We start from the raw sequence: 12,940 nt of genomic DNA, 5'->3' as shown, positions 1-12,940 counted from the left end.
AGAGATGAGTGGCTACCGATACGGCGAGTACCACGACGGGCCCGATCCGCTGGCACCGCCGTACGACGTCCGCGCCGCGCTCGACGAGATGGGCGACGCGATCCTGTCGGGTTCCAACCCGGCCGACTCCCTGCGCGACCTGCTGCGGCGGGGCCTGCCCGGCGCTCCGGACCGGCGCGGCCTCGACGAGCTGCTCCGCGAGGTGCACAAACGCCGCCGCGAGCTGCGCGAGCGCGGCAACCTGGACGGCACGCTGGAGCGTGCCCGTGCCCTGCTGGACAAGGCCATCGGGCAGGAGCGGGCCGAGCTGTTCCCCGACCCCTCCGACGAGGCCCGGCTGCGCGAGACCGAGCTGGACTCCGTGCCCGCCGACACGGCGAGCGCGGTGCGGCAGCTCGGCTCCTACGAGTGGCGGTCCCCCGCCGCCCGGCGGACGTTCGAGGAACTGCGCGACCTGCTGCGCCGGGAGGTGCTGGACAGCCAGTTCCGCGGCATGCGCGACGCGCTGGCCAATCCCGACCCGGAATCGATGGAACGGGTCCGGCAGATGATGTCGGATTTGAACGACATGCTGGATCGGGACGCCCGCGGTCAGCACACCCAAGATGATTTCAACAAATTTATGGAGAAACACGGGGAATTCTTTCCGGAGAATCCCCGCGACCTCGAAGAGCTGGTCGACATCCTGGCCCGCCGGGCCGCCGCGACCCAGCGGATGCTCGCCTCCATGACCCCCGAGCAGCGCGCGGAACTCCAGGGGCTGATCGACCAGACGCTGGAGCAGGCCGGCCTCGGCGAGCAGATGTCCCGCCTCGGCGAGTCCCTGTACGCCCGCCGTCCCGACCTGCCCTGGGACACCCCCGAGCGGATGAACGGCGAAGAACCCCTCGGCATGGGGGACGCGGTCAGCGCCCTCGAGGAGCTCGCCGACCTCGACCAGCTCGAAGCGGCGCTCCGCCAGGACTACCCCGGCGCCCGGCTCGACGACGTCGACGAGTCCGCGATCCGCCGCGCCCTCGGCCGCTCGGCCGTCGACGACCTGGAGACGCTCAAGCAGATCGAGCGCGAGCTGGAGCAGCAGGGCTACCTCCGGCGCCAGCGCGGCAAGCTGGAGCTCACCCCGAAGGCCGTGCGCCGGCTCGGGGAGACCGCCCTGCGCAGGGTGTTCGACTCGCTGGACGCGGGCCGCCGCGGCGACCACGACCAGCGCGACGCCGGTGCCGCCGGCGAGCTCACCGGCTCCTCGCGCCCGTGGCGCTTCGGCGACGAGCAGCCCATCGACGTGGTCCGCACCCTGGTCAACGGCGTGCGGCGGGGCGACGGCGGCGCGAGCGGCGAGGGCCGGGTGGCGCTGTCGGTGGACGACTTCGAGGTGGCCGAGACCGAGCGTCGCACGGCCGCCGCTGTGTGCCTGCTGGTCGACCTGTCCTACTCCATGGCCCTTCGCGGCACCTGGGCGCCGGCCAAGCAGACGGCGCTCGCGCTGCAGGCGCTGGTCGCGTCCAAGTTCCCCGGGGACGCCGTGCAGATCATCGGCTTCTCGAACTACGCGCGGGTGCTGCAGGCCGAGGAGCTGGCCGGGCTCGAATGGGACATGGTCCAGGGCACCAACCTGCACCACGCCCTGCTGATCGCGGGCCGCCACCTCGACCGGCACCCCGACTTCGAGCCCGTGGTGCTCGTGGTCACCGACGGCGAGCCGACCGCCCACCTCATGCGCAACGGCCGCTACTGGTTCGAGTGGCCGCCGTCCCGCGAGACGCTGGAGCTCACGCTGGCGGAGGTCGACAAGATGACCCGCCGCCGGGCCACGATCAACGTGTTCATGCTCGCCACCGACGAGCGGCTCAAGGACTTCGTGGACGAGGTCGCCCGGCGCAACGGCGGCCGGGTCTTCTCCCCCAGCGCCGACCGTCTCGGCGAGTACGTCGTCAGCGACTTCCTGCGGGCCCGCCGCACCCGCTGACCCCGCGCCGTCTGAACGGCGGTTCGCAGGGGTATGTCACGTTCTGCCGTGGTTTCCGATGACCACCGGCGCGTTTTCTTGCGGGCGTTAATCACTTGCCGATCGATATGCGATCTCGGAGGATATTCATTAAGAGTGCTTGACCGAGAAACTCCGGGTTCCGCCGGTGCCGAAAGGAGAGTGCGATGCTCGCGGCAGCCGCTCTCCTGGTCCTGATGGTGTTCACGGTGATGATGTTCGAGGTCACCGTGAACAACCGCCACCGGGCCCCCAAACCGCCCGCCCACGACGAGACCGAGCTCCCCGAGGTGGCGGCGCGGGACGTGCCGGACCTCCCGAAACCCTGAGCCGCCGCTCATGATTGCGTAGGGCTCACCCGGGGCCGTTCCCCGTTGATCGGCCAGACGATAGCCTCAGCGGCATGTCGTTCCTCGACAAACTTCTGCTCTGGCTGCACATCGGCTTCGCGATCTTCGCGATCGGCCCCGTGACCGCCGCGACCATGTTCACTCCGCGCTACATCAGGGCCAGGGACAGCGCCGTGCTGCGCTATCTGCACCGCACGACGCGCATCTTCGGCGTCCTCACCCTCGGCGTCTTCCTGTTCGGCCTCGCCATCGCCGGCCGGAACATCGGCAAGCCGTACCTGTCGGTCTCTATGACGCTGTTCATCGTGGCGGCGGTGCTGCTGGTCATCATCGACCGCGACCAGAGCACCGCCGTCCGCGTGCTCTCCAACGACATCCCCGAGGACGACGCCAAGGTCCAGACCGGCAGGATCGCCACCCTGTCGTCGGTCATGGCGCTCATCTGGCTCGTGATCCTCGTGCTGATGGTCTGGTTCAACCCCTGAGCCCGTTCACGACGGGCCCAGGATGCCTCTCTACGCGCCCAGAGCCTGCCTGAGGTCGGCGATCAGGTCCTCCGCCGTCTCGATGCCCACCGACAGGCGCACGATGTCTCCGGCGACCTCCAGGGGCGAACCCACGACCGAGGCGTGCGTCATGCGGCCGGGGTGCTCGATCAGCGACTCGACGCCGCCCAGCGACTCGCCCAGGATGAACAGCTTCGTACGGTCGCACACCGCGACCGCCTCCTCCTCGCCGCCGGCGACACGGAACGACACCATCCCGCCGAACCGCTTCATCTGCTTGGCCGCCACCTCGTGCCCGGGATGCCCGGCGAGACCCGGATAGAACACCTCGGTGACCCGGGGGTGCGCCATCAGCAGGTCGACGATCTGCTCGGCGTTGTCGCTGTGGCGCTCCATGCGCAGGGCGAGCGTCTTGATCCCGCGCAGGGTCAGCCACGCGTCGAACGGCCCCGCGACGCTCCCCAGGGCGTTCTGGTGGTACGCCAGCTCGGCGCCGAGGTCGCGGTCACGCGTGATCAGGGCGCCGCCGATCACATCGGAATGCCCGCCGATGTACTTCGTCGTGGAGTGGACCACCACGTCGGCCCCGAGCGCCAGCGGCTGCTGCAGGTAGGGGGAGGCGAAGGTGTTGTCCACCAGCAGCAGGGCGTTCGCCTGGTGGGCGATGGAGGCGAGGGCCTCGATGTCGGAGATGCCCAGCAGCGGGTTGGTGGGGGTCTCCACCCAGATCGCCTTGGTGTCGGGGCGCACGGCCGCGCGCACCGCGTCGATGTCGCCGAGCGGCACCGGATCGTAGTTCAGGCCCCATCGCGAAAGGACCTTGGCGAACAGGCGGTAGGTGCCGCCGTAGGCGTCGTTCGGGATGATGACGTGGTCGCCGGGCCGGCACACCGTGCGCAGCAGGGTGTCCTCGGCGGCGAGGCCGGAGGCGAAGGCCATCCCGCGCGTGCCGCCCTCGATCGCGGCCAGGCACTCCTCCAGGGAGGTGCGGGTGGGGTTGGCCGACCGGCTGTACTCGTATCCGGCCCGCAGCCCGCCGACACCGTCCTGCTTGTAGGTCGATACGGCGTATATGGGAGGCACGACCGCACCGGTGTACGGGTCGGGCTCCTGGCCTGCGTGAATGGCCAAAGTCTCGAAGCCTTCAATCATGGCTCCACGCTATCGCCCTCCCGGAGGACGAACCCCGCCTTCCGCACTAAGGCCAAAGGACGAGACAAGAATCGCCCCCAGGCCCGATGCCCCCTCCCCACCCGCCCCCTTACGGTCACCTCAAGGACCAACCCGCCCCACCCCAGGGGCGCGAACCCGGTCCGATCCGGCGTACGGAATCGTGGCGGCCCCGGCTCGGGGTGAACACCGTCCGTTCGGGAGGGGCTCGGCCAGGTACGACGGGAGCGAGGGCGAGTGCTCGACGTCATCGGCAGGCTCACGACCCGCCACGCGTGGTGGGTCGTGGCCTTCTGGACGGCCGCGCTCGCCGCCCTCATCCTGACCCGCCAGGACCCCTTCATCACCCTCCTGGGCGTCCCGGGCCCCGGCCTTCCAGGCGCCGTGGGATCTGGGCTGCTTGGGGGGTATGGGCCCGTGCCGGGGGGTGGGGGTGGGATGGTGGCGGCCGGGGTGGTGTTGTTCGCGCTGGCGGCCGTGCTGCGCTCCCCCCTCGCCGTGCCCCTGGCCCTGCTGGCGGCGGTGGCCGTCCACGGGATGTCCGCCGTCGTGGTCTCCGCCCTCGGCCTGCCCGCCCCGCCGGCCCTCTTCGCGTACGGCACGGCCCTCGGGTGCGCCGTCATGATGGTCCACCGCTTCAAGGAACGCCTGTCCTCGGGCGACGGGCCCGCCGTCGCCGTCCAGACCTGCCTGGACCGGGTCGGACCTGTGGTCGCGACGGCGTACGCGGCCTGGACGGTCTCCTGCGGCGCGCTGCCCCTCGGTGCCGGGACCCGCGGCCTCGGCCCGGCGCTCGCCGTGACCGCGTCGGCCGGGATCCTGGTCGCCCTCACCCTGCTCCCCGCCCTGCTCACGGTGCTGGCCCCCCTGCTGGCCTGGCCGTCCCGCCGCCGCCCGGGTCCCCGCAAGGGTCGTCCCTCCGGCCCCCGTAAGGGCGGCACCAGGCTCGGGCTCGCCGTCGCCGCCCACCCGGCCGCGTGGACGCCGGTGGCGGCCGGGCTGATCCTCGCGATGGGGGCGACCGGGCCCGTCCTGGTGCCGGCCCCGCTCCCCGCCGCCGTCGTGGCCGTGGCCGGGGTGCTCGTGGCGCTCGTCCTCGCCCTGGTCCTGCGGAGCCTCGTCTCCCCCGCGTACGTCGCGTCCGGGGCCCTGCTGGTCGCGTGGGCCGCCGGGACGACGGCCGCGCGGCCGGGCGACCAGCTCGCCGTGTTCATGTTCACGCTGGCCGTCACGGTCTCCACGGCACTGCTGGTCCTCGCGCGGGTGCGCGAGGCGACCGGCACCGGCCGCGACCCCCGTACCTCCTCCGCCCTGGCGATCAAGTACGCGGGCCCGCCCGCGCTGGCCGCCCTCCTGGTCGCGGGGACGCTCGCCGCGACCGTGTACGACGTGCTGTCCGGCGTCTGCCTGGTGGCCGGCGGCGCGGCGCTCTCGCTCGTCGTCGTCCCCGGCCTCACCGCGATGCTCGGCACCCGCGCCTGGTGGCCCGACACCGCCCCGGCCTAGCACGTCCCACCCTCGCCCGCGAAGACCATGCAGGCCGACCGGCGTGCGTGGGTGGGGGTCGGCCGAATGGGGGATTCCTTGGTGCGGGGGTGCGTTTACGCTCGGGGGTCGTGAGGGACACGCGGCGGTTCGTCTCCTGGATTCAGCGGCTCAGCGAGGTCGCGATGGTCGGCTGGCTCGGGCTCCTCCTGCTGGCCGACTCCGCGGCGGCGCACTCCCTCGGCCATGCCCAGTACGCCGTACCGGTGTGCGGGCTGATCGGCATCGGGACCTACCTGCTGCGCCACCGGTTCCGCGTCCAGGGCATGATCCTTCTGATGGGGATGTCCGCGTCCGTCTCGGTCACCATCGGGATCCTCCCCTGGCAGGGCACCCCCGGCTTCGCCGAGGGCGGTTCCCTGTTGCTGCTCACCGTCGGGGTGCTGCGCTGGGTCGAGCCCCTGCGGCTGGCCGCGCTCCTATCGCTGCTGTCCATGATCACCCTGCAGCTGGCCGTCGCCCTGCGCGGCCATGGGTCGCTGGCAACGGTCGGCTTCGGCTACCTGTTCTTCGTCGCCTGGGTCACGGCGGCGTGCATCGGCGGCTACCTGCGCTTCCAGCGCGAGCGCCGCACCGAGACGGTGAACGCCGTGCGGCGGGCCGAGCGGCTGGAGCTGGCCCGCGAGCTGCACGATCTGGTGGCCCACCACATCACCGGCATCGTGGTGCAGGCCCAGGCCGCCAGGACCGTGGCGGCCCAGATGCCCGAGGCCGTCGTGCCCGCGCTGGACGCCATCGCCGGCGCCGGCTCCGACGCCCTGACCTCCATGCGCCGCCTGGTCGGGCTGCTCCGCGCCGGGGACGACGCGTCCCGCGAGGCCGGCACGACCCTCGCCGACCTGCGCCTGATGGTGGATCGGTTCTCGGCGGACGGCCCCGGGGTCGCCTTCGACGTCGGCCAGGGCGTCAGCGAGGACGACCTGGCCCCCGAGGTGCTCACCACCCTGCACCGCGTCCTGCGCGAGTCGCTGACCAACGTGCGGCGGCACGCGCCCAAGGCGGGCTGGGTGCGGGCGGGGCTGCTGCGGGAGGGACCGGGGGTGCTGCTGCGGGTGCGCAACCAGCGGTCGTCCGCCGACCCGCGCGTCTCACGGCTGGGCGGCGGGTTCGGGCTGGTGGGCATGGCCGAGCGGGTCGAGGCCGTCGGCGGCCGTTTCGCGGCCGGGGCCATGCCGGACGGCACCTGGGAGGTGCACGCCTGGTTCCCCACCGGCGACACACCCCCAGCCGCCCACCCAGGCCCGCGCCCGACCTAGCGCCCGGACGGCCGTGCCCGACGGGGCCACCGACCGCCGGGCGCACGTCCAGGCACACCTCCGCGTACGCCTCCGGGCGCGCGGGGTCAGGGAGTGACGGTGCTGGCCAGGAAGGCGAGGAGGTCCTGGCGGGTGATGAGGCCGATCGGCTTGCCGTCGTCGAGGACCACGGCGGCGTCGGCCTTCTCCAGCGCCTCGATGGCCACCGAGACCGGCTCGCCCGAGCCGATCATGGGCAGCGGCGCCGACATGTGCTCCTCGATGGGGTCCTCACCGCGCACCCTGCCCCGGTAGAGGGCCTCCAGCAGGTCGCGCTCGACGATCGAGCCGACCACCTCGGCCACCATGACCGGGGGCTCCTCCTTCATCACGGGGAGCTGGGACACGCTGTACTCGCGCATGATGGCGATGGCCGTGCTGACCGACTCGTGCGGGTGGGTGTGCACGAACTCGGGCAGGCCGGGCGACTTGCGGCCGAGCACGTCGCCGACCGACCCCTCCTCGCTGGCGGAGGTCAAAAAGCCGTAGTCGGCCATCCAGTCGTCGTTGAAGATCTTGGACAGGTAGCCCCGGCCGCCGTCGGGCAGCAGGACCACGACGACCGCCTCGGGCCCGGCCTCGGCGGCCACCTTGAGCGCGGCCACGACGGCCATCCCGCAGGAGCCGCCGACCAGCAGCGCCTCCTCGCGCGCCAGGCGGCGGGTCATGCCGAAGGAGTCCTTGTCGGAGACCGCGATGATCCGGTCGGCGACCGTGGTGTCGTAGGTCGCCGGCCAGATGTCCTCGCCGACGCCCTCGACCAGGTAGGGCCGCCCGGAGCCGCCGGAGTAGACCGAGCCCTCGGGGTCGGCGCCGATGATCTGGACCCGGCCGCCGGAGACGTCCTTGAGGTAGCGCCCGGTGCCGCTGATCGTGCCGCCGGTGCCGACGCCGGCGACGAAGTGCGTGACGCGACCGTCGGTCTGGTCCCAGATCTCCGGGCCGGTGGTGTGGTAGTGGCTGGCGGGGTTCTCCGGGTTGGAGTACTGGTCGGGCTTCCAGGCGTTCGGGGTGTCGCGCGCCAGGCGGTCGGAGACCGAGTAGTAGGACTCGGGGTGCTCGGGCGAGACGGCCGTCGGGCAGACGACGACCTCGGCGCCGTACGCGCGCAGCACGGCGATCTTGTCCTGGGCCACCTTGTCGGGGACGACGAACAGGCAGCGGTAGCCCCTGTCCTGGGCGACGATGGCCAGCCCGATGCCCGTGTTGCCGGACGTGGGCTCCACGATCGTGCCGCCGGGCCGCAGCTCCCCTGAGCGCTCGGCCGCCTCGACCATGCGCAGCGCGATGCGGTCCTTCACCGAGCCGCCCGGGTTGAGGTACTCGACCTTCGCCAGGACCTGCGCCGACACTCCGGCCGTGACCTTGCGGAGGCGCACGAGCGGAGTGTTGCCCATGAGCTCGATGAGCGAGTCGTGAACGCGCACCGGGAATAACACCTCATTTACCGAAGCTTCATCAGCTTGCCGATGCCGGTCTTCCCTGGATGATCTGGTCTCCGGCGGGTTTCAATTCCACACCGTACCGTCACGACTACCACTCCCGGGGACGGGCTTCCGCGAGTCGCGCCCTTGGCGAATCCGAACGGCGGCGATCATAGTGCTCAGGACTATGACGAGGCCGAAAAAGATCTACGAATCACCACATACAGCCACAGAACCATGATGGGAAACGCCGCCGAAGGTACGAGGATCAGGAAGGACACCACGTGATGTGGACGCCTGGAACCGCACGGGCAGCCCGGCGCATCGCGACCGCGGCCGCCGTCGGCAGCGGGGGCGTCACCGCGCTGGGAGCGGCCGTGTACGGCCTTCTCATGGCGGAGGCGATGCTGGCCCGCAGGCTCGTCGGCCGCCCGCACGGCATGGAAGGGCCCGCCTCCGACGGGATCTACGGGGAGTGGCCGAGCCGGAAGGACGGCGGGCCGGTGGAGCCGATCAGGCTGGTCATGCTCGGCGACTCGACCTCCGTCGGGCTCGGCATGACCGACCCCTCCACCACCCCCGCCGTGCTCCTCGCCAACGGCCTGGCCGCCATCGCCGAGCTGCCGGTGCGGCTGAACGTCTACGGCCGGTCCGGCGCGGTCTCCGCCGACCTCGGCATCCAGGTCGACCGCGCGCTGAAGGTGCGTCCCGACATCGCGATCATCTTCGTCGGCGCCAACGACGTCACCACCCAGGCCAAGCCCGCCGAGGCCGTGCGTCACCTGCAGAAGGCCGTACGGCGGCTTCGCGAGGCGGGCTCGGAGGTCGTCGTCGGCACCTGCCCCGACCTCGGCACGATCAGGCCGATCGGCCAGCCGCTCCGCTGGGTCACGCGGCGGTGGAGCCGCCAGCTCGCGGCGGCCCAGACGGTCGCGGTGATCGAGGAGGGCGGGCGCACCGTGGCGTTCGCGGACATCCTCGGCCCCGAATTCGCCTCATATCCCGGCGAGATGTTCGGACCCGACCGATACCACCCATCTGCGCGAGGCTACCAACAGTCCGCTTACGTAGTGCTACCTTCTGTATGCGCTGCGTTGGGGTTGTGGCCAGAGCCCGCACCCGAGCGCGGCGAGGGATCGCAATCGATATACCTCGCGGCGGCCATCGCCGCGGAGGAGTCCGGCACCGAGGTCTCCGCGACCCGCGTCGCCGGCCGAGCGACCGGCCCCCACGGAATGTGGGCCACGATACTTCGCCGTCGGCCAGGGGCGATGCCTCGTAGCGCCTAGATCCGGTCACCCTCCGCGACAGAGCTGCCACTCTGCCCGCATTGGAGTCAAATGACCGTGATCCGGCCCCTCGCTAAACCAGCTTCGGCTTTAGCCCTGGCCCTGACCCTGGCCGGCTGCTCCAGCAGCAAGGCGGCCATCGACGAGGCCCATCCGACCTGGCAGAACACCGAGGTGAACGCCGTCAGCCGCGCGACCGTGGCCGCCGGGGTGGCCGCGGTGACCTCGATGAGACAGGACGGCACCCTGGAGACCGCCGCCCTCGACCTGTCCAGCGGGAGAAGGCTGTGGGCCGATCCCGCGACGATCGCCGGGCGGCTGCCCGGGATGGGGGTGCAGCCGCCCGCCGTCGTGGAGGCCGGCCCCGGCCAGGGGGTCGTCGCCTCGATCGAGCCGCTCAAACAGGGGAAATGGAACGCGACACTGGTCGCCCGCGACGCCCGCACCGGGCAGCGCAAGTGGGCGCGTCCCGTCCATTCCACCTTCGGCCCCCAGCGCTGCGGCGCCTACCTGTGCATGGCGGAGAACACCGCCCTGACCACGGCCCGCATGGTCGTGCTCGACCCGCTCACCGGAAAGCTCCTGTGGAAGCTCCCCGGCATCGCCGAGGTGGAGTGGTCGGACGCCGCCAAGGTCGTCATGCTCCGCATGGCCCGCCACCCCGTGCTGTCCTCGCACGACCTGCGGACGGGGGCGCGGAGCTGGCAGATCAACGTCGAGCAGGCGCTCAGCCCCGGCATCGACCTGTCGGGCGGCTGGTCCTTCGGCAGCGCCGGGAGTGACCTCGTGGGCTACGTCGCCCCGTTCACCAACCTGAAGAAGAAGACGACCTCGGCCTTCGGCCTGTTCTCGGTCAAGCTCGCGGACGGCAAGGTCAACTGGTTGCGCCCCTCCGTCGTGCGCGTCTACCCGAGCGGCAACCCCGGCTTCGCGCCCATCGTGCGGCCCATCGACGCGAAGGGGCAGTACGGCGGCTTCGCCCGCCTCGACCCCCGATCCGGCCGCGTGGTCGGGCAGATCACCGTCGACCAGGTGCCCGGCACGGGATGGTGGCTCGCGTTCCCGCAGGACATGGGCAGGCTCGACTTCCTCAAGCCCAACGCCGCGGGCGCCACGTTCGACTTCACCTCGGGGAAGGCGGCGCCGGTCAAGGGCCGGCAGGGCTGGTCGTTCTGCGTCACCGACCCCAAGCCGCTGGCGCTCACGGGCCTGGCCCAGGGCTTCTACTCGGTGGCGTCCCTGTGCGAGTTCGACCTGGCGACCGGCAGGCGCGTGGCCGGGTCCGGCGCCCCTCCCGCGTGGTTCACCGGCAGCCAGAACGGCTGGCGCCTGTGGCGTGACGAGAAGGGCGCCCTCCACGCCGTGCGGGACACCACCGGTTCGGCGCCCGGCATGTACGGCTGAGGCGCTCGGCCAGTACGGCTGAGGTGCTCGGCATGTACGGCTGAGGGTGACCGGCATGTACGGCTGAGGCGCCCGCCCGTCCCGAGCGTCGGGCCAGGTCCGGCCGCACATCCGCGTCCGAGGCCTCGTGATCCGCTCACGGGGCCTCCCGTACAAAGTTCTGTTTCTACCGCCCCGGGTCGTGGCAATCGCCGTACCGCGGGGTAACCTCCGCTGGAGGGAGCCCTGCCACGAACCCAGGAGAGCCATATGCCCGAGGCAGTAATCGTCGCGACGGCGCGGTCGCCGATCGGCCGAGCCTTCAAGGGGTCGCTCAAGGACATCCGTCCCGACGACCTGACCGCTCAGATGATCAGGGCCGCGCTGGACAAGGTCCCGCAGCTCGACCCGAACGACGTCAACGACCTGATGCTGGGCTGCGGCCTGCCGGGCGGCGAGCAGGGCTTCAACATGGCCCGCGTCGTCTCGGTGCTGCTCGGCCTGGACACCGTGCCGGGGACCACCGTCACCCGCTACTGCTCGTCGTCCCTGCAGACCACCCGCATGGCCTTCCACGCCATCAAGGCCGGCGAGGGCGACGTGTTCATCTCCGCAGGCGTCGAGGTCGTCTCGCGCTTCGTCAAGGGCAGCTCGGACTCGCTGCCCGACACCACCAACCACCTGTTCCTCGACGGCAAGACCCGCACGGACGCCGCGGCCGGGGGCGGGGCCCCCGAGTGGCACGACCCGCGCCAGGACGGCCAGCTTCCCGACGTCTACATCGCGATGGGGCAGACCGCCGAGAACGTCGCCGGGATCAAGGGCGTCAGCCGCAGGGAGCAGGACGAGTTCGGCGTCCGGTCGCAGAACCTGGCGGAGAAGGCCCTGGCCAACGGGTTCTGGGAGCAGGACATCACCCCGGTGACGCTGCCGGACGGCACCGTCGTGAGCAAGGACGACGGCCCGAGGGCCGGCACCACCTACGAGGCCGTCTCGCAGCTCAAGCCGGTGTTCCGGCCGGACGGCACGGTCACCGCGGGCAACTGCTGCCCCCTGAACGACGGCGCCGCCGCGGTGATCGTGATGAGCGACGTCAAGGCCGCGGAACTGGGCATCACGCCGCTGGCGCGCATCGTGTCGACCGGCGTCACCGGCCTGTCCCCCGAGATCATGGGCCTCGGGCCGGTCGAGGCGTCCCGGCAGGCGCTGGGCCGGGCGGGCATGTCGATCGGCGACGTCGACCTCGTGGAGATCAACGAGGCGTTCGCCGCCCAGGTCATCCCGTCCTACCAGGAGCTGGGCATCGACCTGGACCGGCTCAACGTCAACGGCGGCGCCATCGCCGTCGGGCACCCGTTCGGCATGACGGGCGCCCGGATCACCTCCACGCTGATCAACGGCCTGCGCTTCCGCGACAAGTCGGTCGGCCTGGAGACGATGTGCGTCGGCGGCGGCCAGGGCATGGCCATGGTGCTGGAGCGGCTGGGCTGACCGGGCCGCCGCGCACCTGACCTGAGCGGGCGGCGCCGTCAGCCGTGGACATCGGGGCCGGCGCGGGTGAGGTCGATGCTGACGATCACCCGCCGGTCCCGGACCATGGCGGCACGGTAGTCGTCCCAGTCGGGGTGCTCGCCGGAGATGTCGCGGTAGTAGTCCACGAGCCCCTCCATGGCCTCGGGGAGCGGCACGACGCGGGCGGTGCCCTCGACCTGGATCCACTGACCGAAGAAGGCGTCGGTCATCACGCACAGCATGACGCGGGGGTCCTCGCGGAGGTTGCGTACCTTGGCGGCGGTCTCCCGGGTGCTGACCACCACGTGACCTGCGCCGTCCACGCCCACCGTCACCGGGGAGGTCTGCGGGCGCCCGTCGGCGTGCCGGGTCACCATCACCGCGCGGTGGTTGTTCCTGATGAATTCACGGGCTTCGTCGAGATCCATGAGTCCATGATGATCCATGTGCGAGGCGTCGATCCCGGCGGGCACGGCCGAAGG

General features: G+C 71.6%; 11 protein-coding genes. 8 read left to right on the top strand and 3 right to left on the bottom strand.

Features of this window, described 5'->3' with window-relative positions:
• The first annotated feature begins 4 nt into the window (after positions 1-4).
• The 3 genes from NYZ98_RS18325 (at position 5) to NYZ98_RS18315 (ending at position 2,819) form a co-directional block, all read left to right on the top strand.
• On the top strand, positions 5-1,966 hold the full coding sequence (locus NYZ98_RS18325) for a vWA domain-containing protein (RefSeq protein ID WP_262844021.1): 1,962 nt from the start codon (positions 5-7) through the stop codon (positions 1,964-1,966).
• A 185-nt stretch (positions 1,967-2,151) separates the two neighbouring features.
• A complete protein-coding gene (locus NYZ98_RS18320) occupies positions 2,152-2,313 on the top strand; it encodes a hypothetical protein (RefSeq protein WP_262844020.1) in 162 nt (53 codons plus the stop codon).
• A 74-nt stretch (positions 2,314-2,387) separates the two neighbouring features.
• Positions 2,388-2,819 (top strand): hypothetical protein, encoded by a 432-nt coding sequence (locus tag NYZ98_RS18315; RefSeq protein WP_262844019.1) that lies wholly within the window; start codon positions 2,388-2,390, stop codon positions 2,817-2,819.
• 30 nt (positions 2,820-2,849) lie between these two features.
• Here the strand turns inward: NYZ98_RS18315 and NYZ98_RS18310 are convergent, their stop codons facing one another.
• Positions 2,850-3,992 (bottom strand): cystathionine gamma-synthase, encoded by a 1,143-nt coding sequence (locus NYZ98_RS18310; protein WP_262844018.1) that lies wholly within the window; start codon positions 3,990-3,992, stop codon positions 2,850-2,852.
• 255 nt (positions 3,993-4,247) lie between these two features.
• Between NYZ98_RS18310 and NYZ98_RS18305 the strand changes: the two genes are divergently transcribed.
• Together NYZ98_RS18305 and NYZ98_RS18300 are read left to right on the top strand one after the other, a co-directional pair.
• On the top strand, positions 4,248-5,516 hold the full coding sequence (locus tag NYZ98_RS18305) for an MMPL family transporter (RefSeq protein ID WP_262844017.1): 1,269 nt from the start codon (positions 4,248-4,250) through the stop codon (positions 5,514-5,516).
• A gap of 110 nt (positions 5,517-5,626) precedes the next feature.
• On the top strand, positions 5,627-6,811 hold the full coding sequence (locus NYZ98_RS18300) for a sensor histidine kinase (protein WP_262844016.1): 1,185 nt from the start codon (positions 5,627-5,629) through the stop codon (positions 6,809-6,811).
• A gap of 86 nt (positions 6,812-6,897) precedes the next feature.
• On the opposite strand, the gene NYZ98_RS18295 is transcribed toward NYZ98_RS18300, so the two are convergent.
• The gene (locus tag NYZ98_RS18295) at positions 6,898-8,277 is read right to left on the bottom strand and encodes a cystathionine beta-synthase (RefSeq protein WP_262844015.1); all 1,380 of its coding nucleotides are present in this window, start codon (positions 8,275-8,277) and stop codon (positions 6,898-6,900) included.
• A 284-nt stretch (positions 8,278-8,561) separates the two neighbouring features.
• On the opposite strand from NYZ98_RS18295, the gene NYZ98_RS18290 reads away from it, so the two are divergent.
• From NYZ98_RS18290 to NYZ98_RS18280, 3 genes are all read left to right on the top strand, one after another.
• Positions 8,562-9,563 (top strand): SGNH/GDSL hydrolase family protein, encoded by a 1,002-nt coding sequence (locus NYZ98_RS18290; protein WP_262844014.1) that lies wholly within the window; start codon positions 8,562-8,564, stop codon positions 9,561-9,563.
• 51 nt (positions 9,564-9,614) lie between these two features.
• A complete protein-coding gene (locus NYZ98_RS18285; RefSeq protein WP_262844013.1) occupies positions 9,615-10,967 on the top strand; it encodes a PQQ-binding-like beta-propeller repeat protein in 1,353 nt (450 codons plus the stop codon).
• A gap of 249 nt (positions 10,968-11,216) precedes the next feature.
• The gene (locus tag NYZ98_RS18280) at positions 11,217-12,437 is read left to right on the top strand and encodes an acetyl-CoA C-acetyltransferase (protein ID WP_262844012.1); all 1,221 of its coding nucleotides are present in this window, start codon (positions 11,217-11,219) and stop codon (positions 12,435-12,437) included.
• Between the two features lie 38 nt (positions 12,438-12,475).
• On the opposite strand, the gene NYZ98_RS18275 is transcribed toward NYZ98_RS18280, so the two are convergent.
• A complete protein-coding gene (locus NYZ98_RS18275) occupies positions 12,476-12,886 on the bottom strand; it encodes a PPOX class F420-dependent oxidoreductase (protein ID WP_262844011.1) in 411 nt (136 codons plus the stop codon).
• Positions 12,887-12,940 lie beyond the last annotated feature (54 nt).

It is taken from the genome of Sphaerisporangium corydalis (assembly GCF_025506355.1).
In the GTDB taxonomy this organism is placed as follows: Bacteria; Actinomycetota; Actinomycetes; order Streptosporangiales; family Streptosporangiaceae; genus Sphaerisporangium; species Sphaerisporangium corydalis.
The sequence above is the reverse complement of the archived record's forward strand: the minus strand, read 5'-3'. Positions and strand labels throughout refer to the sequence as shown.

Coding starts and splice junctions, on each gene's coding strand:
- NYZ98_RS18325 (WP_262844021.1), top strand. CDS start 5: ATGAGTGGCTACCGATACGGCGAGTACCACGACGGGCCCGATCCGCTG.
- NYZ98_RS18320 (WP_262844020.1), top strand. CDS start 2,152: ATGCTCGCGGCAGCCGCTCTCCTGGTCCTGATGGTGTTCACGGTGATG.
- NYZ98_RS18315 (WP_262844019.1), top strand. CDS start 2,388: ATGTCGTTCCTCGACAAACTTCTGCTCTGGCTGCACATCGGCTTCGCG.
- NYZ98_RS18310 (WP_262844018.1), bottom strand. CDS start 3,992: ATGATTGAAGGCTTCGAGACTTTGGCCATTCACGCAGGCCAGGAGCCC.
- NYZ98_RS18290 (WP_262844014.1), top strand. CDS start 8,562: ATGTGGACGCCTGGAACCGCACGGGCAGCCCGGCGCATCGCGACCGCG.
- NYZ98_RS18285 (WP_262844013.1), top strand. CDS start 9,615: ATGACCGTGATCCGGCCCCTCGCTAAACCAGCTTCGGCTTTAGCCCTG.
- NYZ98_RS18280 (WP_262844012.1), top strand. CDS start 11,217: ATGCCCGAGGCAGTAATCGTCGCGACGGCGCGGTCGCCGATCGGCCGA.
- NYZ98_RS18275 (WP_262844011.1), bottom strand. CDS start 12,886: ATGGATCTCGACGAAGCCCGTGAATTCATCAGGAACAACCACCGCGCG.